This window comes from Intrasporangium sp., assembly GCF_030452765.1.
Taxonomy (GTDB): Bacteria; Actinomycetota; Actinomycetes; order Actinomycetales; family Dermatophilaceae; genus Intrasporangium_A.
On the sequence record NZ_JAKDLO010000021.1, the window covers coordinates 1 to 24,641 of the forward strand.

General features: G+C 70.1%; 19 protein-coding genes. 4 read left to right on the plus strand and 15 right to left on the minus strand.

Annotated features, from left to right (window positions below; translation table 11 throughout):
• Positions 1 to 157: 157 nt before the first annotated feature.
• The 3 genes from L0H79_RS04440 to pyrH all read right to left on the minus strand — a co-directional run bounded on the left by L0H79_RS04440 (position 158) and on the right by pyrH (position 2,485).
• Positions 158 to 1,024, minus strand: a complete 867-nt coding sequence (locus tag L0H79_RS04440; RefSeq protein ID WP_301483344.1) for a phosphatidate cytidylyltransferase — start codon at positions 1,022 to 1,024, stop codon at positions 158 to 160.
• Positions 1,025 to 1,043: 19 nt separating this feature from the next.
• Positions 1,044 to 1,601, minus strand: coding sequence for a ribosome recycling factor (gene frr, locus L0H79_RS04445; RefSeq protein ID WP_301483345.1), 558 nt, complete (start codon positions 1,599 to 1,601; stop codon positions 1,044 to 1,046).
• A 152-nt stretch (positions 1,602 to 1,753) separates the two neighbouring features.
• Positions 1,754 to 2,485 carry a UMP kinase gene (pyrH, locus tag L0H79_RS04450; RefSeq protein ID WP_301483346.1) on the minus strand — a complete coding sequence of 244 codons (732 nt, stop codon included), beginning with the start codon at positions 2,483 to 2,485 and terminating at the stop codon, positions 1,754 to 1,756.
• Positions 2,486 to 2,573: 88 nt separating this feature from the next.
• Between pyrH and L0H79_RS04455 the strand changes: the two genes are divergently transcribed.
• Positions 2,574 to 4,073, plus strand: a complete 1,500-nt coding sequence (locus L0H79_RS04455) for a gluconokinase (protein WP_301483347.1) — start codon at positions 2,574 to 2,576, stop codon at positions 4,071 to 4,073.
• Between the two features lie 30 nt (positions 4,074 to 4,103).
• On the opposite strand, the gene L0H79_RS04460 is transcribed toward L0H79_RS04455, so the two are convergent.
• From L0H79_RS04460 to rpsB, 5 genes are all read right to left on the minus strand, one after another.
• Positions 4,104 to 5,654 carry a DUF4153 domain-containing protein gene (locus L0H79_RS04460; RefSeq protein WP_301483348.1) on the minus strand — a complete coding sequence of 517 codons (1,551 nt, stop codon included), beginning with the start codon at positions 5,652 to 5,654 and terminating at the stop codon, positions 4,104 to 4,106.
• Positions 5,655 to 5,750: 96 nt separating this feature from the next.
• Positions 5,751 to 6,764, minus strand: a complete 1,014-nt coding sequence (locus L0H79_RS04465; RefSeq protein ID WP_301483349.1) for a HAMP domain-containing sensor histidine kinase — start codon at positions 6,762 to 6,764, stop codon at positions 5,751 to 5,753.
• A 3-nt stretch (positions 6,765 to 6,767) separates the two neighbouring features.
• A complete protein-coding gene (locus L0H79_RS04470) occupies positions 6,768 to 7,463 on the minus strand; it encodes a response regulator transcription factor (protein WP_301483350.1) in 696 nt (231 codons plus the stop codon).
• A 266-nt stretch (positions 7,464 to 7,729) separates the two neighbouring features.
• Positions 7,730 to 8,560 (minus strand): translation elongation factor Ts, encoded by an 831-nt coding sequence (gene tsf, locus L0H79_RS04475; protein ID WP_301483351.1) that lies wholly within the window; start codon positions 8,558 to 8,560, stop codon positions 7,730 to 7,732.
• A gap of 40 nt (positions 8,561 to 8,600) precedes the next feature.
• Positions 8,601 to 9,692 carry a 30S ribosomal protein S2 gene (gene rpsB / locus L0H79_RS04480; protein WP_301483373.1) on the minus strand — a complete coding sequence of 364 codons (1,092 nt, stop codon included), beginning with the start codon at positions 9,690 to 9,692 and terminating at the stop codon, positions 8,601 to 8,603.
• Positions 9,693 to 10,011: 319 nt separating this feature from the next.
• Here rpsB and L0H79_RS04485 point away from each other — a divergent pair, with 319 nt between their 5' ends.
• The gene (locus tag L0H79_RS04485) at positions 10,012 to 11,937 is read left to right on the plus strand and encodes a DUF6541 family protein (RefSeq protein WP_301483352.1); all 1,926 of its coding nucleotides are present in this window, start codon (positions 10,012 to 10,014) and stop codon (positions 11,935 to 11,937) included.
• A 122-nt stretch (positions 11,938 to 12,059) separates the two neighbouring features.
• Here L0H79_RS04485 and L0H79_RS04490 read toward each other — a convergent pair whose 3' ends face one another.
• The 3 genes from L0H79_RS04490 to L0H79_RS04500 form a co-directional block, all read right to left on the minus strand.
• Positions 12,060 to 12,626: a M23 family metallopeptidase gene (locus L0H79_RS04490; protein ID WP_301483353.1), complete on the minus strand. Its 567-nt coding sequence runs from the start codon at positions 12,624 to 12,626 to the stop codon at positions 12,060 to 12,062.
• 95 nt (positions 12,627 to 12,721) lie between these two features.
• Positions 12,722 to 13,885: a pyridoxal phosphate-dependent aminotransferase gene (locus L0H79_RS04495; RefSeq protein WP_301483354.1), complete on the minus strand. Its 1,164-nt coding sequence runs from the start codon at positions 13,883 to 13,885 to the stop codon at positions 12,722 to 12,724.
• A gap of 55 nt (positions 13,886 to 13,940) precedes the next feature.
• Positions 13,941 to 14,852 carry a tyrosine recombinase XerC gene (locus L0H79_RS04500; protein WP_301483374.1) on the minus strand — a complete coding sequence of 304 codons (912 nt, stop codon included), beginning with the start codon at positions 14,850 to 14,852 and terminating at the stop codon, positions 13,941 to 13,943.
• A 749-nt stretch (positions 14,853 to 15,601) separates the two neighbouring features.
• Between L0H79_RS04500 and L0H79_RS04505 the strand changes: the two genes are divergently transcribed.
• Positions 15,602 to 15,913 (plus strand): DUF4143 domain-containing protein, encoded by a 312-nt coding sequence (locus tag L0H79_RS04505; RefSeq protein WP_301483375.1) that lies wholly within the window; start codon positions 15,602 to 15,604, stop codon positions 15,911 to 15,913.
• A 318-nt stretch (positions 15,914 to 16,231) separates the two neighbouring features.
• Here the strand turns inward: L0H79_RS04505 and dprA are convergent, their stop codons facing one another.
• The 3 genes from dprA to L0H79_RS04520 are packed head-to-tail and all read right to left on the minus strand — an operon-like array spanning position 16,232 to position 19,283.
• Complete coding sequence (gene dprA, locus L0H79_RS04510) at positions 16,232 to 17,341, minus strand: DNA-processing protein DprA (RefSeq protein WP_301483355.1); 1,110 nt, start codon at positions 17,339 to 17,341, stop codon at positions 16,232 to 16,234.
• On the minus strand, positions 17,338 to 18,891 hold the full coding sequence (locus L0H79_RS04515; protein ID WP_301483356.1) for a YifB family Mg chelatase-like AAA ATPase: 1,554 nt from the start codon (positions 18,889 to 18,891) through the stop codon (positions 17,338 to 17,340). Before L0H79_RS04515 ends, dprA begins: the two co-directional genes overlap by 4 nt.
• Positions 18,888 to 19,283, minus strand: a complete 396-nt coding sequence (locus tag L0H79_RS04520) for a YraN family protein (protein WP_301483357.1) — start codon at positions 19,281 to 19,283, stop codon at positions 18,888 to 18,890. The genes L0H79_RS04515 and L0H79_RS04520 overlap by 4 nt, the downstream gene beginning before the upstream one ends.
• 781 nt (positions 19,284 to 20,064) lie before the next feature.
• On the opposite strand from L0H79_RS04520, the gene L0H79_RS04525 reads away from it, so the two are divergent.
• On the plus strand, positions 20,065 to 21,606 hold the full coding sequence (locus L0H79_RS04525) for a glycosyltransferase family 2 protein (protein WP_301483359.1): 1,542 nt from the start codon (positions 20,065 to 20,067) through the stop codon (positions 21,604 to 21,606).
• Positions 21,607 to 21,645: 39 nt separating this feature from the next.
• Here the strand turns inward: L0H79_RS04525 and L0H79_RS04530 are convergent, their stop codons facing one another.
• Entirely contained in the window at positions 21,646 to 23,919 is a 2,274-nt protein-coding gene (locus L0H79_RS04530; protein WP_301483361.1) for a PQQ-binding-like beta-propeller repeat protein, read from the minus strand.
• Between the last annotated feature and the right edge of the window lie 722 nt (positions 23,920 to 24,641).

A 24,641-nucleotide genomic window follows, 5' to 3' on the forward strand; every position in this document is an offset into this window, starting at 1 on the left:
GAGACTGTTGCGCCCGCCTCCGACAATCGGACCGGGGCTGGATTGTGTGTGCTCTGGGGCGCCCAAGGACGTCGACAAACCCGCCCGGGCGGGAAAGTGAGAGGCGCGGAGGGCGACATCCGATCCTGGGCACGACCGGGGCACGACCCGGCTCAGATCAGAGAGCCTCGGGCGCGAGCAGGGTCAGCACGGCCCAGACCATCGGGGCGACCACGACGAGCGAGTCGAGCCGGTCCATGATCCCGCCGTGCCCGGGGAGGATGTTCGACATGTCCTTGATCCCGAGGTCGCGCTTGATGAGCGACTCCATCAGGTCTCCGATGGTCGCCGCGATCGCGACTGCGACACCGAGCAGAACGCCGATCCACCATGGGTGGCCGAGGATCAGCCAGACCGTGAAGGCACCGCCGAGGACGCAGAGCCCGACCGACCCGCCGAAGCCCTCCCATGACTTCTTCGGGCTGATCGTCGGGGCCATCGGATGCTTGCCCAGCAGGACCCCAGCCGCGTAGCCGCCGACGTCACTGCACACCGTGATGATGATGAAGACGAACATCCGGCCCACCCCGTCCTCCGCGGCGAGGAGCATGGCGGCGAAACCCGCGAGCAGCGCTGGGTAGGCCGTGATGAGCACGCCGCCGAGGACGTCCTTGGCGGCGCCGTCCAGCACCCCGGCACCGCGCCACAGCACCACGGCCGCGGCGGTCAGGCACCACGCGAGAACCAGCCCGGCGGGACCGTGGACATAGGCTGCCCACAGCATCGCCAACGAGCCGACCACCGCGGGCACGAGCGGTGCCCGGATCCCCTGCTGGGTGAGCGCATGCCGCATCTCCCAGACGCCGACCCCGATGGCCACCATGATGACGACGAGGAAGGACTCCTTCTTGACGAGCAGCGTCACCACGATGACGATGCCGAGGCCGACGCCGACGCCGATCGCGGCCTTGAGGTCGCGACCCGCCCGCGACGGCTTCTGCTCCTGACGGGACCCGTTGGCGTTGGCCGACCCTGGGCTGGACATGATGATGAGCCGCCGAGGGTCAGACCTCGAGCAGCTCGGACTCTTTGGCCTTGACGAGCGAGTCGATGAGGTCGGTGTGCTTCTTCGTCAGGCCCTCGAGGTCCTTCTCGGCCCGCGTTCCCTCGTCCTCGCCGACATCGCCGTCCTTGACGAGCCGGTCGAGGTCGGTCTTGGCCCGGCGACGGATGTTGCGGACCGCGACCCGGGCTTCCTCGGCCTTCGTGTGAGCGACCTTGGTGTAGTCGCGGCGACGCTCCTGGGTCAGCTCCGGCATGACACACCGGATCTGGTTACCGTCACTGCTGGGGTTGACGCCGAGGTCGCTGTCACGGATCGTCTTCTCGATCGAGTGCAGGCTCGACTTGTCGAACGGGATGACGAGGATCGTGCGGGCCTCGGGGTTCTGGAACGAGGCGAGCTGTTGCAACGGGGTCGGGGCACCGTAGTAGTCCACGAGGAGTTTGTTGAACAGGCCGGGGTTGGCCCGTCCCGTCCGGATACCGGCGAAGTCCTCCTTGAGGACCTCGACAGCCTTGTCCATCTTGTCCTCGGCCTCGAACATGGTCTCGTCGATCATGTGCTCTTCCTCGTCCCCTATGGGTTTCTCATTGGTGTCCGGCTGCTCGGTCGATTCTCACACCTTGGCTCATGCGCGTCCTTTCCACGCCTGAGCCGAATCGGTGCTCCGATCCTCCCTCGCTGGCGCTCGGTCGATTCTCACACCTTGGCTCATGCGTTCACGACCAGCGTGCCGATCTTCTCACCACGCAGGGCGCGGGTGACGTTGTCGGACCCGTCCATGGCGAAGACGAGCATGGGCAGCTTGTTCTCCATGCAGAGGGCGAAGGCGGCGGCATCGACGACCTTGAGTCCGTCGGCGATCGCCTCGGAGAACGTGACCGTGTCGAGCTTCTTCGCGTCGGGGTTGGAGCGGGGGTCGGAGTCGTAGACACCGTCGACACCGTTCTTGCTCATGAGCACGGCATCGCACTTGATCTCGAGAGCACGCTGTGCGCTGACCGTGTCGGTGGAGAAGAACGGCATCCCCGCGCCCGCGCCGAAGATGACGACCCGCCCCTTCTCGAGGTGGCGGATCGCCCGACGAGGGATGTAGGGCTCGGCCACCTGCGTCATCTGGATCGCCGTCTGGACCCGGGTCCCGATGTCCTCCTTCTCGAGGAAGTCCTGCAGGGCCAGGCAGTTCATGACTGTCCCGAGCATGCCCATGTAGTCGGCCCGGGTGCGGTCCATGCCCTGCTGCTGCAGCTCCGCGCCGCGGAAGAAGTTGCCGCCACCGACGACGATCGCCACCTGCACCCCCTCGCGGACCGGCGGGGCGATCTGCCGCGCGATCGACTGCACGACCGCCGGGTCGACCCCGACCTCCCCTCCACCGAAGGCCTCCCCAGACAGCTTGAGCAGGACACGTCGACGATGGAGTGAGGTCGGCGATTCGGTCATGGGGGCTCCTGGTGGGCAGCACAACATAGGGTCGCCCGATCTTGCCACATGGTGGACAACGAGGCGCCTTTACCTAGAGTGATGACCTGTGACGGACACCTTCGAGACCGAGATCACTGCGGCGACCCGACCGCTCGTGCTCGCCCTGGACGTCGGCTCCACCGCGAGCCGCGGCGCAGTCTACGACGCGCACGGCCGCCCGGTGGGGCGTCGAGCCAAGGCCTCGCATGCGTTCACGACCTCGCCGGACGGCACCTCGGTGATCGACCCGGACCAGATCGTGGACGAGCTGGCCGCGATCATCGACGAGCTGACCAGCGCACTGGGCGGGGAGCAGGTGGCCGGCGTCGCGATCGACACCTTCGCCTCGTCCCTCGTCGTCGTCGACCGGCACGGCCGGGCGTTGACCCCGTGCTTCACCTACGCCGACGGTCGGTGCACGGCGCAGGTCGAGCAGCTGCTCGAGGAGCTGGACGAGCGGGCCCTGCACCAGCGCACCGGTACCCGGGTGCACGGCAGCTACTGGCCCGCGCGGCTGCGCTGGCTCGCGCAGGAGCATCCCGACGTCGTCGCGGCGGCCACACACTACGTCTCGCTCGGCGACTACGTGCTGCTGCAGCTGACCGGCACGTTGGCGACCGGCACGTCGTGCGCCGCCTGGACCGGCATGGTCGACCGGCACACTGCCGACTGGGACGCGAAGCTGCTCGGCGTCACCGGCATCGGCACCGCACAGCTGGCGCCGATCCACCACGTCGACGAGCCGCTCGAGATCGAGCCCGAACGAGCCGACCGGCTCGCCGAACGCTGGCCGGCCATCGCCGGCGCGCGTTGGTACGCCGCGGTGGCCGACGGTGTGGCAGCCAACGTGGGGCTCGGGGCCGGCGACGAGCGAAGCATCGGCGCCTCGTGCGCGACCTCCGGGGCACTCCGGGTGATCGTGCGTCAGATGCCGGTCGAGCTGCCGCGAGGCCTGTGGTGCTACCGCGTGTCCCACGACCGGTCGATCGTCGGGGGCGCGCTCAGCGACGTCGGCCGGGCGCTGTCCTGGGCCGGCAGTGCCCTGGCCATCGACCAGGAGGATCCCGACGCGCTGTCGGCAGCGCTGCTTGCGGAGCCCTGCGACGGCACCCCCCTGGTGCTGCCCTTCCTGACCGGCGAGCGCAGCACGGGATGGGCCGGTGACGCGAGGGCCGTCCTCGCCGGCGTGGACGTCACGACAGGCCCGCTCGCGCTCTACCGTGGAGTCGTGGAGGGCATCGCGTTGGCCTACGCGCGCATCGCTGCTCAGCTGCACGAGGTGGCCCCGGCGCCCGAGCAGCTCTACTGCGGCGGCAGAGTGACCAACGACCGGCCGGAGCTGCTCGAGGTCATGGCCGATGCGATGCGCACACCGGTCACCCCGGTACCGATCAAGCGCAGCACGCTGCACGGCACAGCCCTGCTGGCACTGGAGAGCCTCGCCCCCGACGTGCCCAGGGCCATCCCGCCCCACGGCCCGGAACACAGGCCGCAGGACCCTCGCCGCGCCTACTACACAGGTCGGCTCACGCGCTTCGAGCACGTCTACCACGCGCTGTTCGGGTGAGCGAGCCACCACGAGGAGGAGGTATGCCGCTCACCCCGGCCGGGTGAGCGGCATACCTCCTCCTCGTGGGCACTCTTCGAGCGAGGTCGTACCGGTGCCGTCACTGCCGGCGACCCGGGCCTCGAACGCGCGGGCCCGGCCGAGGTTCCAGGACAGCAGGTCTGCACCCAGCACCGGCTGGCGCGGCAGCGAGCACCTCGCGAGGTCAGGTGCCAGACCGGCCACGATCGTCGGCGTCGCATCGGGGCCGAGGCTCGAAAGGTAGGCCGTGTCGAGCTTGCCGGTCGCGTGGTAACGGTCGATGTTGTGCTGGGCGACCCAGGCGTCCGGGTTCATCCAGCCGAGGGCGAGCAGGACCGTCGCTGCCGACACGAGCGCAGCCCGCGGCAGCCAGCTGCCCCTCAGCCGGGTCCCTGCGACGAGGACGAGCACCACGAGCACGCCCAGCCAGATCTCGAAGGCGTCGACGACGAGGCGCAAGACGGTGAACCCGAACGCCTGCTGGTAGACCGACATCCGGAAGAGGGCCGAGGCCACCACGACGAGAGTCAGCACGCAGAGGGCACCGAGGGTCAGGCGCAGCCAGACCCGCTGCCGGGGCGTGTCGCGTGGCGCCTTGCGCACCGTGACGGCGACGGTCACGAGCGTGAGCAGCGTCGCGAGGGTGAGCTGCCCGAAGCCCTGGTGGACGTAGTCGGCATACGTCAGGCCGGTCGTGCGACGCACGTAGTCGTGCCCGCCCCACATGACCGAGGCCTGGGCGATGACGAAGACGAGGAAGGTCAGCACGACGACGCCGACGGGCACGATCCATTCCCAGGCCCGGGACACGCGTCGCGGCTCGGCAAGCCGCACGACGTTATCGAGCGGCGGCGGGTTGATCGACAGGTAGCAGGCCGCGAGCAGGACGCCACCGACGACGACCAGCACGAAGACGCGCAGCACGAGACTGTCCCAGCCCAGGTCCGGCACGAGGTTCGCGGCCCAGTTCCCGACGACGGGGTCGGCCGACGCGAAGAGGGCGCCGAACACGACGAGGGCGATGACCGAGACCACGACGGTCCGCGCGACGGGCCACACGAGGCGGTTGGAGCTGAGGGCCGCGAGGGTGCGCCGCAACAGGGGCAGGCCGCGCAGGCCGGCGAGCACCCAGGCGACCGGCCCGGCGAGCAGGGCGACGAGGCGCCGGGCGCTGGTGAGCGCGGTCGTGACGAGCAAGCCCACCACACAGAGCGCGAGGACGGCGAGCCACTCCGCGGCGCGCGTGACGACGTTGGCGCCCAGCGCGAGGCTGAGGAGCGTGGCGGCGATCGTCCACCGGTGGGACCTCACGCGTGACAGGATCAGCACGAGCGCGCCCGACAGGAGTAGCACGAACAGGACGCCCAGGCCGATGGGGCGGTCCGGCAGCACCGCCGCGGCGACCAGGCCGATCCCGACCGACCCGAAGAGGGCCAGCCGTGCAGGTCCGAGCCCGTGCTCGGGCCAGATCGAGCCGAAGAAGCCCTCGATCATGGGTGCTGGGGGCACGGCATCGGTGGTGGGGGTCGGTCGCGCAGTGGGGCCGGAGGTGTCGCTCACGACGGCCACCGCTGCGGCCGGCTGCCGCGGCGCCCGGGCCATGCCGGTTGCTGCTGTAGGCTCCGCCCGGGCTCGGTCGGCCGGCTCTGTGGGCCGCTAGGCCCCGACACACGTCCCCGGAAGCCCGGGGGTGGGCGGGACGAGGACGATCGACCCGCCGTGCAGGTCGCACACCCAGCGCGCGATGGCCAGGCCGAGGCCCGTCCCGCCACCGGCCGGGTCGAGGGTGCCGAAGGGGGCGAAGAGGTCCGCAGACCGCTCCACCGGGATGCCCGGACCGCCATCTGAGACCTCGAGCGCCCACTGCCCGCGCCCAGCAGACAACGCTCGCACTCGGACGACTCCTCCATCCGGGCTATGTCGGACGGCATTGTCGAGCAGGTTCGTCAGAACTTGGGCCAGACGAGCGCGGTCGGCCACCACGACGAGATCGACCGGCTCGACGCTCGGCTGCACCCGGACCTGCGGCCGCCGCGCCGAGGGCTCCCCCACGACCTGTTCGAGCAGCTCGGACACCCGGACCGGACCGAGGTCGAGCGGCACGGCCCCACCCTCGATCCGGCTGAGGTCGAGCAGGTCGGTGACGAGCGCGGTGAGGCGCTCGGACTGAGCCAGGGCGGACCGGATGGCCACCTCGGGCTCCCGGACGACACCGTCCGCGAGGTTCTCGAGCAGAGCCCGTTGGGCCGTGAGGGGGGTGCGCAGCTCGTGGGACACCATGGCGACGAGCTCACGCCGCTGCCGGTCTGCGCTGGCGATGTCGGCAGCCATCGAGTTGAACGCCCTCGCGAGCCGGCCCACCTCGTCGTCGGATCCGACCGACACCCGGAGCGAGTAGTCGCCACCGGCCATGCGCGCTGCCGCCTGGGTCATCTCGCGCAGCGGTGCGGTCATCCCGCGGGCGAGCCATTGCGTCACCCCCAGGGCGGCGATGATCGTGACCGGGACCGTGAGCCAGGGCGGGACGCCGGCGCGGTCGCCGACCTGACTGACGAAGGCGGCCACGACGATGCTCGCCCCGACGAGCAGGCCGAACTTCGCCTTGACGGACCCGACCACCTCGAGCGGACGGTCGAGGTCGATGGGCAGCTCGGACGTGGAAGCGGCCATGCCTCACACCTCCAGGGCGTAGCCGACGCCGTGCACGGTGCGGACCCGCTCGGGGCCGATCTTGGCCCGCAGCGCCTTGACATGGCTGTCGAGGGTGCGCGTGCGGCCCGGCTCGGCCCAGCCCCATACCTCGCGGAGCAGGTCGTCGCGCTCGCGGACGGTGCCGGGGCGGGCCGCGAGGGCGAGGAGAAGGTCGAACTCGAGCGGCGTGAGGTGCACCTCGACGCCCTCGCTCTGCACGCGGCGAGCCGAGGCGTCGATGACGAGCGGGCCGAGCGCCAGCGCGGGCCGTGGCGCGGCCGCGAGTTCCCGGGCCCGCTCGACCCGCCGCAGCAGCGCACGGATCCGGGCGACGACCTCACGCATCGAGAACGGCTTGGTCACGTAGTCGTCTGCGCCGACCCCGAGCCCGACCAGCAGGTCGGTCTCGTCGACCCGTGCGGTCAGCATGAGCACGGGCACCGGGCGCTCGGCCTGGATCCGGCGACACACCTCGATCCCGTCGAAGCCCGGGAGCATGAGGTCGAGCACGACGAGGTCGGGCCCGTGCTCGGCGTGGGCGGCAGCTCCCGGACCGTCACCCGCCTGAACGACACGGAACCCTTCTGCGACAAGTCGATCCGTCAGGGCTGCGTTGATGACCGGGTCGTCCTCGACAACGAGCAGGGTGTGCGGTGCGCTCGTGGTTGCGGGAGGCATACCTTGACCCTAGGAGCGCGAGGCTGGAGCCGGTCGGTCCGATGTGTGCAGATCCGGTGAAGATGGGGGGCGCAGGCGCCCTCGGCGCAGCGGGTGTTCCTACGGACACAACAAGTCCGTTCGGACACCCGGGCCCCCGCACGAGCAGCAGGCTCTCGCCGGACTTGTTGTGTTCTTGCGACCGCACGCCGCGCCCCAGGACGTCGTATGCCGCCCACCTCGGGGAGGTGGGCGGCATACGTCTCGTTGTGGTGGGGTCTACGACCTCACTGGCCGACCCGGAAGCGGGCGAAGTCGACGACCTTCGCGCCGGCCTCCGCCGCGACCTTCGCGACGGTCTTCTTCGGATCCTTCGCGAACGGCTGGTCGAGCAGGACGTTCTCCTTGAAGTAGCCGTTGACGCGGCCCTCGACGATCCTCGGCAGGGCGGCCTCGGGCTTGCCCTCCTCCTTGGCAGTCGCCTCGGCGAGGCGGCGCTCGTTCTCGACCGTCTCGGCGGGCACGTCCTCACGGGACAGGACCGTCGGCGAGAAGGCCGCGACGTGCATCGCGACGTCTCGGCCGACCGCCTCGTCACCGCCCTCGATGGCGACGAGAACACCGATCTGCGCCGGCAGGTCGGGGCTCGTCTTGTGCAGGTAGGACACGACGTTGCCGGCCTCGAGTCGGGCGACTCGCCTGACCTCGATCTTCTCGCCGATCATCGCGTTGGCGTCATCGAGCAGCCCCTGGACGGTCTTGCCGTCCGCGGTCGTGCTCGCGAGCAGCTCCTGCGCGGTCGTCGCCTTGGTGGCGACGGCCTGGGCGAGAACCGTGTCGGCGAGGTCGATGAACTTCTCGCCCTTGGCGACGAAGTCGGTCTCGCACAGCACCTCCACGAGAGTGCCGGCACCGTCACCGGCAGCGGCCGCGACGAGGCCGTTGGAGGTCGTGCGGCCCTCGCGCTTCGTCACCCCCTTGAGGCCCTTGACGCGCAGGATCTCGATGGCCTTCGTCTGGTCGCCGTCGGCCTCGTCGAGGGCCTTCTTGACGTCGAGCATGCCGGCACCGGTCTTCTCGCGCAGCGCCTTGATGTCAGCGGCGGTGTAGTTCGCCATGGGTGTTTCGTGCTCCTTCTCAGGACGGGTGCGGTGGTGGTCAGGCCTGCTCGGCGGGAGTCTCGGCCTCGGCGGCGGGCCCGGCCTTGGCGGCGGGCTCGGCCTCGGCGGCGGGCTCGGCCTCGGCGGCGGGCTCGGCCTCTGCGGCGGGCTCGGCCGGAGCAGCCTCGGCGGCGGGCTCAGGGGCTCCGGCCGGAGCGGCCTCGGCAGCAGGTGCCTCGGCAGCAGGTGCCTCGGTGACAACCTCGGCCGGAGCGGCCTCGGCAGCAGGTGCCTCGGTGACAGCCTCAGCGGGAGCAGCCTCAGCGGGAGCAGCCTCAGCGGCGGGGCCCTCGGTCTCGGTCTCGGCGGCCTGTTCACCGGCCGCCCCCTCGGCGTAGAGCTCCCGCTCCCACTCGGCCAGTGGCTCCTCGACTGTCGTCTCGGTGCCGGTCCGTCCGGACGAGCGCTGGACGACTCCGTCGGCGACCGCGTCGGCGACGACCCTCGTCAGCAGGGTGACGGAGCGGATCGCGTCGTCGTTGCCGGGGATCTTGTAGTCGACCTCGTCGGGGTCACAGTTCGTGTCGAGGATCGCGATGACCGGCAGGCCGAGCTTGCGGGCCTCGTCGACAGCGAGGTGCTCCTTCTTCGTGTCGACCACCCACACGGCCGAGGGCACCTTGCTCATCGAGCGGATTCCGCCGAGGGTCTTCTCGAGCTTGTCCTTCTCGCGCTTGAGGATGAGCAGCTCCTTCTTCGTGTGACCGGAGCCGGCCACGTCGTCGAAGTTGATCTCCTCGAGCTCCTTGAGGCGCGTGAGGCGTTTGGAGATGGTCTGGAAGTTCGTGAGCATGCCACCGAGCCAGCGGTGGTTGACGTAGGGCATCCCGACGCGGGTCGCCTGCTCGGCGATCGGCTCCTGGGCCTGCTTCTTGGTGCCGACGAAAAGGATGGTGCCGCCGTGGGCGACGGTCTCCTTGACGAACTCGTAGGCGTTGTTGATGTAGGTCAACGACTGCTGGAGGTCGATGATGTAGATGCCGTTGCGCTCGGTCATGATGAAGCGCTTCATCTTGGGGTTCCAGCGACGGGTCTGGTGCCCGAAGTGGACGCCGCTCTCGAGGAGCTGGCGCATGGTGACGACGGCCATGCCGTGGTTCTCCTTGTGGTAGTTGTCAGTTGAGCGTGCGACGAGGAAGCGCAGACCCGGCCCGACGCGCGGACCGAGCTCAGCGGCATACGCCACACTCCTGGCGCCTGCACGCACCCCACCCAGCCATCGGCCGGGACTGCCGTGGTGCGCCCCGGCTGCTCCGAGGAGTAGCCGGCAGAAGACGCGCGAATTGTGATCCGGGCACCCGAGGATGCGCCGGACCGCCCACCATCGTACGACGCGGCGGGCATCCACGAGAAATCAGCGCGGTCCGCGACAATGGAATGCGCCGACACTGCCGAGTCCGGAGGACGAGTTGACCAGCTGGGCCCAGACGATCCCCGTGTTCGTCGTCTTCGTGGCACTCGCGTTCGTTCCCGGCTGGCTCGTGGTGCGGGCCTTCGGCTCGCGAGGGGTCGAGGCGGTGGCGATCTCCCCGGCCGTGTCCGTCGGGGTGCTCGCCGGGTTCGGCACGGCGGCAGGTGTGCTCGGCGTCCGATGGACCTGGTGGGTGGTCATCGCCTCGACCGCACTGTCCGTCGTGGCCGCCTGGCTGGTCGGCGGATGGCTGGCGCGGTCCCGCGGCGGTCGCGATCCGGAGCTGCACCTGAAGCGCCGGCTGTTCGGGCGGCCGCGCCCGGATGTCGTCATCGCGTGCCTTGTCGGCGTCGTGCTCGCACTCGTGACGATCCTCCCGGCGTTCGGCCGGCCGGACAGCCTCGTCGACTCCCCGGACGCCGTCTACCACCTCAACCGGATCCGCACCTTCATCGAGTCCGGCGATGTCTCCCTGTTCAACCCGGCCTTCTACCCGAACGGGTTCCACGCGTGGGTGGCGACCGGGCTCATGGCTTTCGGTACCCCGGTGCTGGCAGGGACGAACGTCGCGACCCTCGTGGTCGCCGCCGTCGTGTGGCCGGTCGGGTGTGTCGCCCTCGTGCGCCACGCGCTCGGCACGTCGCTGCTGGTCACGTATGCCGCTGGGTTCGCCTCCGCGGCGTTCCTCTCCTTCCCGACCACCCTGCTCGGCTGGGGCGTGCTGTGGCCGAACCTGATGGGCACGGCGATGCTGCCGGCCGCCCTGGCGCTCATGCTGCAGGCGGCCCGCACCCGGCACCCGGGCAAGGTGCTGACCTTCTGTGTGTCCCTGCCGGGGCTGGCGCTGGTCCACCCGAACGTCATCGTGTCCCTCGTGGTCTTCATCCTCGTCTGGTTCGCGACGGCACGGCTGCGGGCCGGAGTGCTGCGCCACCTCCCGTGGCGGGTCGTCGTGCGCGACGTCGGGATCGTCGCGGCTCTCGTCGTGGCGGGGATCGTGCTCGCACCGTTGCTGTCGCCGCGGCTCGCTGCCACCCAGGCCTACACGTGGTCCGGACAGGTCTCGGTCTGGGCAGCGCTCACCGAGGTCGTCGGCGGACGGCTCATGGTGTTCTCCGTGCTGTGGGGACTGCTGGCCCTGATCGTGCTCGGGATCGCCTGGGTGCTGTGGCGGGCCCGTCAGGCGATCCCCATCGTCGCGATGTGGCTCACGTGTGTCGCCCTCTATGTCATGGCGGCCTCGTCGAGCCAGGGATGGACGGCCCTGGTCACCGGCTACTGGTACAACGACAAGGTGCGCCTGGCAGCGCTGGCCGCGGTGCCGGGGGTGGTGCTCGTAGCCGGGGCGGCACCGATGGTGCGGCTGCTCCTGCACCGGACCCGGTGGGTGCAGACCTGGAACCGGCGAGAGCCGCTCCTCGCCGCGGGAGTGGCCCTCGCGCTCATCCCCGCGCTGACCGTGGGCCTGCACGCATCGACCCGGTACCAGTTGCTGCACAACTTCTTCTCCCCTGGTGAGGCGGACCGGGTCATCCTCAGTGACCAGGGGCGCGCCTCGCTCGCGCAGCTCGCCGATCGGATCCCGGCCGGTGAGGGGGTCGTCGGGCGGCCCGAGAACGGGTCCCCGCTCATGTGGGCGCTGTTCGGGACGAACACGCTGTACCGGTCCATCCCCATCACGGGCTCGGGGGACAACGTCCTCCTCGGCACCGGCTTCGCCGACATGCAGCGACGGCCGGACGTCTGTGCAGCACTGGCCCGCAACAACATCCGCTGGGCGATCGGGTCGAGCCACACGTACTGGCTCGACCGGCCGGCGCTGACCTCGGGTCTGATGAACCTCGACAGGGTCGACGGGCTCGAGAAGGTCGAGACCGTCGGGCAGTACACGCTCTACCGGATCACCGGTTGTCGCCTCGGCTGACTGACGGGCCCCACTCACAGTCGACCGGGCAGCACTGCCCCCGTCGAGCGGTCGGCACCTCCCGGTCGGGCGGGCACCGAGAGCCACAGATCAGATCATCGAGAGGGCCAGGTCTCCAGCCGTCACTCGAGCGGGAGCAGGACGATTCGTCGTCGGGTCATCAGGCTGAGCGGGTCGAGGTACGTGTCACCGCGCAGGACGCCCCAGTGCAGACAGGTCGCCGGCGCACAGTGACCCGCCGTCTCGTCGACGACTGCGACCAGGTCGCCTGCTCGAACCGTGGTTCCGACGGGGGCCTGGTGCCGGACGGGCTCGAACGTGCTGCGGAGCCCGCCTTCATGAGCAACGACCACGACGCCGCGACCTGCGATGGTCCCGGCGAAGCTGACCCGACCGCCGGCCGGCGACAGCACCGGCCGGCCCACGGCGGCCGAGAGGTCCACGCCACGATGGCCTCGCCCCCATTGCTCAGCCGGGGGGTCGAACGGGCCCAGGACGCGCGGCTGCGGATCGAGCGGCCACGTCCAGCCGGTCTGGTTCGGCGCGAGACTCGCCGCCGCGAGCGGCCTCGCCAGCCTGTCCGTCGCTGCTGCCGGGGGGCTGTTTGCCAACGTGCCTGCCGACGCCGCCGCGGCCCCTGTGGCAAGGGCGAGCGTGGCTAGAGCAGCGACGAAGGAGGCGATGGCCATGCCGGGGAGACTAGATCGGCGTGCCCGGCCAAATCCCGGACGGCTTCACGCCTGTGGGCGACGGGGCAGCACGTCCCTGGGATGTGCAGAGCCGATCAGGTGCCGCCGAGCGAGTGCAGACGCCGGCCTGCCTCGACAAGCACCTCGTCGCGCTTGCAGAAGGCGAACCGGAGCAGGGTCCGGGCGACGTCCTTGTCGTCGTGGAAGACGCTGACCGGAATGCCGACGACACCGACTCGCTCGGGCAGCTCACGCGCGAAGGCGAGTGCATCGCCGGCACCGAGCGGACTCACGTCGGCGATGACGAAGTACGTCCCCGACGGGCGGCTGATCTTCAGACCCGCGTTCTCCAGCGCCATGCAGAGCAGGTCCCGCTTGGCCTGCAGGGAGTCGCGAAGCCGTACGTACGCGTCATCGCCCAGCCCGAGGGCCAAGGCCACCGCGGGCTGGAACGGGCCGGACCCGACGAAGGTGAGGAACTGCTTGACCGTGCGCGCGGCCGTGACGGCCTCCTCGGGTCCCGACAGCCAGCCCACCTTCCATCCGGTGGCCGAGAAGGTCTTGCCCGCCGAGGAGATCGTGATCGTGCGCTCGGCCATGCCGGGCAAGGTCGCCATCGGGACGTGCTCGTGCCCGTCGAAGACCAGGTGCTCGTAGACCTCGTCCGTGACGACCCAGGCATCGTGTTCCCTGGCCAGTGCGGCGACGAGCTCCAGCTCCGCTCTGGTGAACACCTTCCCGGTGGGGTTGTGCGGAGTGTTCAGCAGGACGAGCCTCGTCCGCGGCGAGAAGGCGGCCCGCAGCGACGCCTCGTCGAGCGCGAAGTCCGGGAAGCGGAGGACGGACGTGCGGCGGGTCGCGCCCGCGAGGGCGATGCATGCGGCATACGAGTCGTAGTAGGGCTCGAAGGTGACCACCTCGTCACCCGGCTCGCACAGCGCAAGGATGACCGAGGCGATGGCCTCGGTCGCACCGACGGTGACGAGGATCTGGGTGCGCGGGTCCATACGCAGCCCGTAGAAGCGCTCCTGATGGGCGGAGATCGACGCGAGCAGCTCCGGGACGCCGGATGACGGCGGGTACTGGTTGCGGCCACTGTCGATGGCCGCCTTGGCTGCGGCGAGCATCTCGACAGGGCCGTCCGTGTCGGGGAAGCCCTGCCCGAGGTTGATGCTGTCGGTCTCGAGGGCGAGGGCCGACATCTCGGCGAAGATCGTTTCGCCGAAGGGACGCATGCGAGAGACGAGCGGCAACTCCATGCCGTTGACGATACCCACCGAGCTCGACCGGGGCCCGGCCGCCATGCTCGACAGGTCAGGCGCGAGGATGGGCCTGTTGGTAGCTCCTCCTGAGCCGGTCGACCGAGACATGCGTGTAGATCTGCGTCGTGGCGAGGCTGGCGTGGCCCAGCAGCTCCTGGACGATCCGGAGGTCGGCACCGCCCTCGAGCAGGTGCGTGGCCGCGCTGTGACGCAGTCCGTGCGGTCCCAGGTCTGGGGCGTCAGGCACGTGCGAGAGCAGCTCGTGCACCAGTGCGCGCACCTGCCTCGGGTCGACTCGCCCGCCCCGACGACCGAGGAAGAGCGCCGACCCTGACCTCTCGTTGGCCAGCTGACCTCGAGAGGTCAGCCACTCGGCAAGGGCATCAGCCGCGGGAACGCCGAAGGGGACCACCCGCTCCCTGCCCCCCTTGCCCATGACGCGCACGGTTCGTTGGCCCCAGTCCAGATCGTCGATGTCGAGCCCGACCAGCTCCCCCACGCGCAGGCCGCTGGCATAGAGCACCTCGACGATCGCGCGGTCGCGGCGGTGGATGGGATCGTCGTCATCGGCCCGGACGGCGGCGAGGTCGAGCAGCTCGCCTGCCTCGCTCTGCTTGAGTACTCCGGGCAGGGTCCGGATGCGCTTGGGTGCGACGAGGCGCAGGGATGGGTCGGTGGGTAGCCGTCCCGTGTGCTGCGCCCACCGGAAGAACGTGCGGGCCGATGCGGCGCGTCGGGCGAGCGTCGCCCGGGCCGCGCCGGCCTCGTCCTGCGCACCCAGCCAGGAGCGGAGGTCGGCGAGCCGCACGTCCGCCAGCCCCTCGATGCCGTGGTCGCCGAGATGGGTCAGCAGATGACGTATGTCGCCCAGGTAGGCTCGCGTCGTGTGGGTGGACCGGCCGCGTTCGACTGCCAGGTAACGGGCGAATGCCTCGAGATCCTCGGCATAGCGGGGGAGCAGGATGGCGGCCCCCCGGCCGCCGGTCCCGTCCTGGCTCACTTCACTCACCCCGGCACCATCGCAAACCGGCGCCAGGACGACAAGAACCGCGCGGTTGTGTTGCGCCCTGCCGGGCGTGCCGCAGCACTCCGGGACGTCCTGTTTGCACCCGGAACGGCAGGCGCGGTCGTCGCCGGGAAGCACGGTCCGCACCACGGCCCCGCCGTGGCAGCAGCGCTCTGGCGCGCCCGACCGATACTGCCGTCCCGGGCCACATATGGGAGCCGTCGCGCCGGATGCACCTTATTGACCCCGCAATCCTAAGGCTATGGAACCTGCAAGGTCAGTGCTGTTGACTGCGACACCGAGATCGCCGCCGAATCCCTCGCCTTTCCAGCACGACGACGCGATTGAGGTTGACACCGGGTCGGGAGAGGCAGGGCAGGGCAATGTCTTGCTCGCGACGGGGGCGCTGACGCCGGTGGTCGTCCTTGCCGCCCTGGCTGTGGCATTGAGCAGGGCTCGAGGTCGAGACCACCGCGCTTCGCGGCAGTCTCTCGCGGGTGATGGCGCAAGATCGCCAAGGGCAGAACCTGACGGATGAACCCAGGCCGGCATGGGGGCTCCATGGGGGCTCCACGAGGGCGGGACCCACCCCGGCAGACGAGTCGTAGGCCCAGCTCCGGATCTCGTCGAGCCGGCCTGGGCGCCACACATGCGATCGGCCACCCCGTTGCAGTCATCCGCCACCCGCTTCTTCGTCGACCCGTCCCCTGGCTGTCGCAGCGCTGGGCCGAGGACCCACCCAACTCCTGGCAGACCTCAACGCCACCGGTTTCTTCTTCGAGAACCTCGTGGTACGAGATGTCCGCATCTACGCGCAGCGTCGTGGCGGTCACGTCCACCACTGGCGAGACCAGAACCAGAACGAAGTCGACATCATCGTCACGCTTCCCGACGGCCGATGGGCCGCGTTCGAGGTCAAGATGAACCCCGCCGACACGGACAAGGCCGCAGCCGCCCTGCACTCGTTCGCCGCGAAGGTCGACCACGGCAAGGCCGGCCCACGGCAGCACTCGGGGTGATCACCTCCACCGGTTTCGCGCACCGGCGACCCGACGGCATCACCGTGCTGCCGATCGGCACCCTCGGCCCATAACGCCACCCATCAGGCCCGCCGGCGGGACCAGAGCCGGGGCACGGCCTTGACCCGCGACACTCGGCACAACGCGTCCGATGGGCGCGACGCTCATGTCCCGGTCCCGCGCGTCAGCAACCATGGACTGGGCTCCGACCTGCCGAGCCAGTCCCGGCTGCGTCGTGACCCGTCCACGATGTGACCTTGACATCTCGCATCGCGGCACTGGCGAGCTTCACCTGGAACGGCGGGCGCTGGTCGTCCGTCAGGTTCTGCCGCTGGCGATCTTGCGCCACCGCCCGTCCTTCTTGACCGCCAGGCCGCCTTCCTCGAGCCTGGCCAGGGCGGCAAGGACGACCATCGGCGTCAGCGCTGTGGCACTGAGCAGGGCGTCGAGGTCGAGACCACCGCTTCGCGGCAGTGTCTCGTGTACTCGGGCATCGTCGGGGTCGAGGTCGTCGGCGGGAAGCACGGGTCCGCGAGGCTCGTCCAGGGCGCCCTCACCCACCCGGCCGACGAGCTCGATCACCTCGGCCGCGCTGGTGACCAGGACGGCGCCGCGGTTGCGGATCGCGTTGTGGCAGCCGGCCGAGGTCATCGAGGTCACGGGACCGGGCACGGCCCCGACCGGCCGGTTGAGGTCCAGGGCCCGGTTGAGGGTCTGCAGGGAGCCGGAGCGCAGCCCCGCCTCGACGACGACCGTGCCGGCGGTCAGGGCCGCGATGAGGCGGTTGCGGGCGAGGAAACGGGAACCCATGGGTGCGCTGCCGGGTGCCACCTCGGAGACGATGCATCCGGTGGCCGAGATGCGTCGCAGGAGCGTCGCATGGGCAGCCGGGTAGACCCGGTCGACACCGCTGGCGACGACTGCGACCGTGAGCCCGTCGACCGCCAGCGCGCCACGATGGGCGGCGCCGTCGATCCCGTATGCCGCTCCGGACACGACACTCCAGCCTGCCGTGGCGAGGCCCGCGGCCAGCTCTGCGGCCTGGGTCTCGCCGTAGGAGCTCGCCGCTCGTGCCCCGACGACGGCGACAGAACGCCGGACGACCTCGTCCAGCCGTGCCGCTCCCCGCACCCACAGGCACCACGGTGGGACCGGCAGGTCCTCCAGCCCTGCAGGCCACTCACCGTCACCGGGCACCACGAGACGGGCTCCCACCTTCTCGGCAACCGCCACATCACGCTGCACGTCCAGACGTCGGACCCGCTCGGCGAAGCGCGCGAGAGCTCCCTGCGCCGACTGGATCCGCCGGAGCGTCTCGACCGGACCATGGCCGGCGAGCATCCCGTGGACGGCCTTGTCCCCGGGCTCGACGAGGCGGGACAGGGCTGCCCGCGCCCATCGGTCGTCCGTCCACCGCTCGGTGGTCATGCCGCCACCGCCGTCTGCGTCCGCAACGACAGCGCCATCTCGACGGTGTCGCGTCGAGGTCGCTGCTGCCCGGTCAGGTCGGCGATCGTCCAGGCGACCCGGAGCGTGCGGTCGTAGCCGCGCAGGCTGACCGAGCCGCGCTCGAGGGCCCGGTCGAGGCTCACCGCGTCCGTGCCGGGCAGCCGCCACGGGCTGCGCCGCAGGAACGAGCCCGGAACTGCGGCATTGAGTCCGCCGGCGCCGCCCAGCACGTCCACCCACCGCTCGTGCTGGACCTGTCTCGCCGCTCCCACCCGGGCCGCGACGACCTCGCTCGTCTCCCCCGTCGGCTGGGCAGCCAGGGCCAGACCCGGCGGCTGCACATGGACCTGCAGGTCCACCCGGTCGAGCAGCGGCCCGGAGATCTTCGCGAAGTAGTTGCGCCGCATGAGCGGCGAGCACGTGCAGTCCAGTCCCTTGCCCCAACCATTCCCACACGGACACGGGTTCGCGGCAAGGACCAGCTGGAACCGGGCCGGAAAGGTCACCGACTCCTGCGCCCGAGCGATCGTCACAGTACCGCGCTCGATCGGGGTGCGCAGCGCCTGCAGCACCGCCTTCGAGAACTCAGGAGTCTCGTCGAGGAACAGAATCCCGCGGTGCGCCTGGGTGATGGCCCCGGGTCGTACGTGACCGCTGCCGCCTCCGATGACGGCGGCCGTCGAGGCACCGTGGTGGGGCGCCACGAAGGGCGGCCGTCGGATCAGACAGGCATCGCTGCCGAGTGCCCCGAGGACCGAATGGATCGCCGTGACCTCCATCGACTGCTCCTCGTCGAGGCTCGGCAGGATGCTCGGCAGCCGTTCGGCGAGCATCGTCTTGCCCGCTCCCGGCGGGCCGGCCAGGAGCAGGTGGTGGCCGCCGGCAGCGGCGACCTCGAGGGCCAGCTTGGCCTCGGCCTGACCAAGGACTTCGGACAGGTCCAGTGACCGCTCCACGTCACCGGCTGCTCGCCCCTCAGGGGTCGCGACCTCGGGCACGACACCGCCCCGGTCGAGTGTCCGGTAGCGCCCGACGAGCTCGGCGACGGTGGCGACCGGGTGCACCCTGACCGACGAGACCAGCCGCGCCTCCGCGGCATTCTCGACCGGCACCACGACGTGCCGCACCCCGGCAAGAGCCGCAGCACGGACGGCCGGCAGGACCCCGGGCACCGGCCGGACCGTCCCGTCGAGCCCCAGCTCGCCGATGTGGACGACCTGCCCGACGACCCGCTGCGCGACCACCCGCATCGCTGCAGCCACGGCGACGAACGTGGCCAGGTCGAAGCCCGGCCCCACCTTGCGCAGCCCGGCCGGCGAAAGGTTGACGGTGACCCGACGCTGGGAGGCCTCGATCCCGATGGCCGACGCGGCCGCCCTGATCCGGCCCGGCGACTGGGCAACGGCTGAGTCACCCAGACCGCTGATCACGAAGGCGGGCAGCCCGGCGGCCACGTGGGCCTCCACCTCGACGAGGAAGCCGGCCACCCCTCGCAGCCCGACCGACCGGGTCCGTCCCAGCCCGCTCACTCGACACCCCTGAGGTGCTCGATGTGAGCAGGCCGGTGGCGTGGTTTGAGGATCGACACCACGTCGATCCTCACGGGCAGCCCTCCCCAACGCGGGTCGGCCGCCTTTCGCCACAATGCGGACAGCTGCCGCAACCTGGCCAGCTTCAACCGCGTCACCGCCTCGAAGGGTGCCCCGAACCGCTCGGTGCTGCGCGTCTTGACCTCGACGATGACGAGACAGCCCTCATCCAGGGCGACGATGTCGATCTCGCCGCGCACACAACGCCAGTTGCGGTCCAGGATCGTCAGGCCCTGATCACACAGGTAGCGCACGGCCAGGCGCTCCCCGTAGTCGCCGAGCGCTCGGGCCGCCCGGACTTGGGTCCGAGGCACTGTGGTCGAGAAGTTCATACCCCAACCCTGCGGCCAACAGGCACCACCACGAAGGGCCACTTCAGCGGCCTGTGGAGAACACCTCCACGCCTGGAGGATGTGGACGGCATACCCCACTCAGCCGGTCATTGGCACGTGGGTAGCCTCGCGGGCGAGTTGTGGACCAGGATGATCGCGTCCTTGCTGAACCGGGTGTCGGCCCGTCCGGGGAACTTGACGTGCTGGGTCAGGTGGTCGGGGTCATCCCGGTGATGGTGTAGCGCAACGGCCGTCCGTTGGTTCAGGGCGGTGAGGTGGGTCTGACCTGAGCAAGCCACGCCGGCCCGGCTGTGTCAGACGCTCGAGCGCACGATGCGGCTGTCCGAACACATCATCAATGCCACTCTCGTGCCGTCATGGACAGCGAGCAGGATCGGACACCGCACGCCCGGGACTGCGCCCGGTGAAGTGGGCGGGATCGCTCGGATGGGCGCCGGGTCCAGCCCATGAACAACTCTTGGAACGACACGGACCGGCATGCCCCGCAGGAGGCTGGCTCCGGGCCACCGAGATCAGCCGCTGGCGCCCCGGTGGTGAACAAGGACAGGGATCCCACCCGTGCCGTGTGGCATGGCAGCTGAGCTGGGCACGTCGCAGCCAATGGCATGGGTATGGGAACAGACGAACGCGTATCAACGCGTCGAGCGAACACCTCTTTTCGACATGGGGCTGCCGGACATCGACGGCACGACGAGGGCCTGCCAACCACGGCCCGGCAGGCGCCGTTGGGCGCGTTTCCGGCAACCGTAGGAGGGACGTGATGAAGAACGAGGTTCGCAAAGCCGAGTGGACCGAGGCGCCGAGGCCGCACCTGGACCCGGACGCTGGCGGCTCGCTCTCGAGCCCTGCGCCGTCCGTCTCCGCCAGAGTGGTGAAGATCGCGACCGACCATCGTGCAGCCGGCGCCATCCCGGTGCGTCCGCACATGTGGCCGTTCCTCACGATGTTCCTGCTTGCCACGGTGCTGGGCGCCTGGTCGTGGGCCGCCCGCGAGCCGGGGCCGGTGGACGCGTACGTCTCGGTCGTGTGGACCCTGCCCACGCTCGCTGTGCTCATCGCCCTCACCGGTGTCTGGCGCACGTGGCGCCGGTCCCCACTGTCCGCCGCCGGCCCGGTTCGGCCCGTCGATGAGACACTCGTCGTCGTGGTGCCGACGGTCGGGCGCGCCGACACCGTACCGGCCCTGTTCCGGACCGTGGCCTCAATGGTGCGAGAGCTGCCCACGCACTTCTCGTCGGTACGGGTCGACGTTATCGTCGAGCAGGACTGTGACGCAGCTCGGGAGGTCGTTGCCCTGGCCGCCGGCCTTCCTCACGTGCGCGTCGTGACGGTGCCGCGTGCGTTCGGTACTGCGCACGGCACCCTGTTCAAGGCAAGGGCTGTCCACTTCGCCCACCTGCTGCGCCAGGCCGAGGGCGAGGACCGGCCGGACGTCTGGGTGCTCCACATGGACGATGACACTGCGATAGCGGCCGATACGGCCGCCGTCCTCGCCCGGTTCGTGGCGGAGCAACACCTCGCGGGGGCCGCGCGTCTGCATTTGTGTCAAGGCGTGCTGTGTTACCCCCGCGAGCTCGCGCCCAACAGGCTGCTCTGGATGGCCGACGCCGTCCGGCCCGCCTGCGACGTCGGCCTCTTCTCCGCCACGACCGGCCGGGGAAGCCCGCTGGCCGGTCTGCATGGCGAGATGCTCCTCATCCGTGCCTCGGTGGAGTCAGCGATCGGCTGGGACTTCGGGCCGCGAAGCCTCGTCGAGGACGCACAGTTTGCACTCGAGTTCTCCCACCGGTTCCCGGGCCGCAGTGCGTGGGTGCCCGCCTGCAGCGCCGGCGCGTCCCCCGCGACCGTCCGCGACTTCGTGCAACAGCGGGAACGTTGGGTGTGGGGGCTGCTCGAGCTCGTCTGGCGCAGGAACAGGTTCGCTGGCCGCAGGATACCGCTGCGCCATCGGATGCTCATGCTTCACAACGTTTCCGTGTGGTCGCTCGCGCCGCTCGGGCATCCTCTCGCCGTGCTGGTCGTGTGTGCCGCCTTCGGGGACTTCTCCACGGCACCTACCTCAGCCGCGCTCATCCCGTGCTGGGCCCTGAACGCCGCCTACTGCTCCTGGCTGTACTGGGAGGGCATGCGCCTCAACATCGCCACCTCCGCGAGACCGCGCCGACACGCTTGGGAGGCTGGTGCAGCGTTGCTCCTGCTGCCGGTGCTCTCGCTCCTCGAGGTGGCAGGCATCGCGTTGGGTGTTCTGCGCTTCCTCATGGGTGCCAAACCGCACTTCACCGTCATCGCGAAGCCCCGCTGACGGCCCGACGACCCGAGCCCGGTCCGGGCCGATCTGGCGTCACACCGGCAGCGAGTACACGTGCCGGTCGAGGCTGCCGACGTAGACCGACCCGGCCGCGACGGCAGGGCTGGAATCGTCGATCGGCCCCCCCGTGGGGAACCTCCACCGGATCTCGCCGGTGACGACGTCGACCGCGTAGAGGCTGCTGTCCCGGCTGCCGACGTACACGACACCATCCGCGACCGCGGGCGAGGACCGGATGCTGGAGCCCGTGGCAGTCCGCCACCTCTCGCGGCCGGTGTCGGCGTCGATGGCGTAGAGGTTCCCGTCGTCGCTGCCAACGTAGACGACGCGCTCGTCGACAAATGGAGTCGAGACGATGCCGCCGCCAGCCGTGTACGCCCACACGTGGCGACCGGTACGCGCCTCCAGTGCGTACAGGTCGTGGTCGTCGCCGCCGACGAACACCTTGCCCAGCGCGGCTGTGGGCGAGGAGTCGACCGTGGAGCGGGTCGTGTACGACCACCTCTTTCTTCCCGTCGCCGCGTCGAGCGCGTAGACCTCGTGGTCCCGACAGCCGACGTAAAGCGTTCCGTTGGCGACCGTCGGGGATGAGTTGAACCAATTGCCGCCCTTGAACCGCCACCGCGCCGAGCCTTCGGCCGCATTGACGGCATGCAGGAAGTTGTCCCGGGCGCCGACGTAGACGGTGCCACCGGACACCGTCGGCGAGGAGTGGATGACGCCCGCCGCGGCGTAGGTCCATCGGGCCCTTCCAGTGTCCAGGGTGACCGCGTGCAAGTGCATGTCGTTGGACCCGACGAAGACCGTCCCGTCGGCGACCGCCGGCGAGGATGTCACGGAGCCGCCCGTGGCGTATTTCCACCGCTGCTCCCCTGTCGCCGCGTCAAGACAGTACAAGTTGCTGTCGACGCTGCCGATGAGGACCCGTCCGTCCGCGACCGCGGGCGAGGAGTACACCTCGTCGCCGGTCTCGAAGGCCCAGTCCGGCTCCACCATCCCATCCGGCTGACGCGAGTTCGCCCACAGCGCCGTTCCGACAGCGGCGGTGGCCACCGCCCCGCCAACGACCGCCCTGATGAAGGTGCGACGCGTGACCTCCCACCTCTTCGTCACCGGCTGACTCGGTTCGGGGAGTGGCTCGGCGGGCGCCTCAGGGTCGGCGCCGGGAGCCAGGGATGCCAGGGCGGCCGGAACTGGCGTGCCGGGGATATCGAAGATGCGCCCGTCACGGGCGCGGAGGTACAACACCGGCGTGCCCCACTCGACGTCGTTGTCGGCCGAGAAGACCGCAAGCCGCGCTTGGGCCAGGGCTGCATCGATTGGGTAGCCATCCGCGATCGCTGCGTAGAACTCCTGCCCGAACACCAAGGCTGCCGCGTCGGTGATCTCGAACTGCATGGCCACCACGGCCGGAATCCCCTGCCGGACCAGGCTTTGTGCCACCCCGGAGAACGGGTCGGTCGGGGACTGTCGTGCCCCTTCGCACGCATTGAGCACTGCCAGGCGCAGGGTGTGATGATCGTGCAGGATGGTTCCCAGATCAGCCCCGGAAACGCGGTGGCTTCGATGGTGCGCGTCCTCGAACGCCAGGATCCCGTCACCGAGATCCGGGTTGAAACCCCCATGGCCGATGAAGTGCAGCACGTGATACTCCCCGCGCCGCAATGCGGTGCGCAACCCGGCCAGGGTCGGGTCCGGCAACGGGTCGATGACCACCGACCCACCCCGGACCAGAGCGTCGAGCTCGCGCTCCAGCCGAGCTACTTCGTCCTTGTGGTCCAGTGCGGCGAGGTCAATCGGGGCACAGACCACCAGCAGGATCCGCAGCGGCGCGGACACGCGCAGCGGTGCCACCATACGCGGCAGATCCAAGTACCGCACCACCGGCGTGTCCCCGGACAGCACCAGGAATCGACCCAGACTGGCCGAGTACAGATACTCCCACGGGATGTCCGCCAGTTCCGGCACACGGCCCAGCCGAAGCCGGACCCGAAGGCCGGCGCCGTTGTCGCCGGCCTCGTCGAGGCTTCGCTGGAACATCGTTCCGACCTCACCGGCGAACACCGCGTCGAACAGCCGCTGGCCAAACGATCTCGCCAGCCGGGCCTGCGGTGAGTTCAACGAGCGCACCCCCGCACGAGTCCGCCCCAGCTTGAGGATCACGTTCTCCAGTTCGGCGCCCTGGTACGGCATCGTCACAGCAGCGCTTGCTTCGCCCCGCGGGGAGAACACCACCCTTGCGAGGTACCCACCGTCGTCGCCGGGCGACAGCTCCAAGTCGAAGTCAACGTACTCGGGTGCCTTCATTTCTCATTGCCAGTCTCAGTCTCAGGAGTTCGCCCGTTCAGACGTAAGCACCAATACTGATCAAGACGCCCGGGACAACGCATCCGCGTCGGCGAGTCGCTCGAACGTCTCGCAAGGCGTCGCCCCGATGTCGGCAGCACCCAGCGCCCAAACGAGGGCCAGACGGGTGGTTGTGGCGGCCGGTAGCCCCAATCCCCTCCAGTGCTCGCGCTACCCGCGTCGTTAGGGTCGGCCGTCATGAACATTCCGGATCCGTGCAGGTGATGAAGCGGGGCAACACGATCTTGGCAGGCCATGGCACACCCCTCGGTGAGGACACGGATGTTCAACGCTAGCGCCTCACAACCCGGGACGTACAGGACACGATCGACCACCGGACTCACTGCGCCACAGGTGCGGTTGGCCGGTGCCGACGAGTACGGTTCGGTCCGTGCGCTGGCCCCGGCAGGGACGCTGGACCGGGTGGTCGCGACGCCGCGGGCCGGGCACCTGGACGCGGGACTGGACGACCCGACCGAGCACCGCGGGGTCCGCAAGGTGCGAGCCGGCCTGCGGCGGCGGGTCGGAGCGGCTGGCATGTCTGGAGATGACGCTCGAGCGCGCGCGGCTACCCGCGACACCTGGGCCGCGGTGACCCGCGCACACTTGCGCCACGTGCGACCGTGGGTGCACGGGGACATGCGCAGCTCCGAGCTTCTCAGCGACGCGACGTCGCCGACGAT

Coding starts and splice junctions, on each gene's coding strand:
- L0H79_RS04525 (WP_301483359.1), top strand. CDS start 20,065: ATGAAGAACGAGGTTCGCAAAGCCGAGTGGACCGAGGCGCCGAGGCCG.
- L0H79_RS04530 (WP_301483361.1), bottom strand. CDS start 23,919: ATGAAGGCACCCGAGTACGTTGACTTCGACTTGGAGCTGTCGCCCGGC.
- L0H79_RS04495 (WP_301483354.1), bottom strand. CDS start 13,885: ATGGAGTTGCCGCTCGTCTCTCGCATGCGTCCCTTCGGCGAAACGATC.
- L0H79_RS04520 (WP_301483357.1), bottom strand. CDS start 19,283: ATGAACTTCTCGACCACAGTGCCTCGGACCCAAGTCCGGGCGGCCCGA.
- frr (WP_301483345.1), bottom strand. CDS start 1,601: ATGATCGACGAGACCATGTTCGAGGCCGAGGACAAGATGGACAAGGCT.
- L0H79_RS04470 (WP_301483350.1), bottom strand. CDS start 7,463: ATGCCTCCCGCAACCACGAGCGCACCGCACACCCTGCTCGTTGTCGAG.
- tsf (WP_301483351.1), bottom strand. CDS start 8,560: ATGGCGAACTACACCGCCGCTGACATCAAGGCGCTGCGCGAGAAGACC.
- rpsB (WP_301483373.1), bottom strand. CDS start 9,692: ATGGCCGTCGTCACCATGCGCCAGCTCCTCGAGAGCGGCGTCCACTTC.
- L0H79_RS04465 (WP_301483349.1), bottom strand. CDS start 6,764: ATGGCCGCTTCCACGTCCGAGCTGCCCATCGACCTCGACCGTCCGCTC.
- L0H79_RS04440 (WP_301483344.1), bottom strand. CDS start 1,024: ATGTCCAGCCCAGGGTCGGCCAACGCCAACGGGTCCCGTCAGGAGCAG.
- dprA (WP_301483355.1), bottom strand. CDS start 17,341: ATGACCACCGAGCGGTGGACGGACGACCGATGGGCGCGGGCAGCCCTG.
- L0H79_RS04490 (WP_301483353.1), bottom strand. CDS start 12,626: ATGGCCATCGCCTCCTTCGTCGCTGCTCTAGCCACGCTCGCCCTTGCC.
- pyrH (WP_301483346.1), bottom strand. CDS start 2,485: ATGACCGAATCGCCGACCTCACTCCATCGTCGACGTGTCCTGCTCAAG.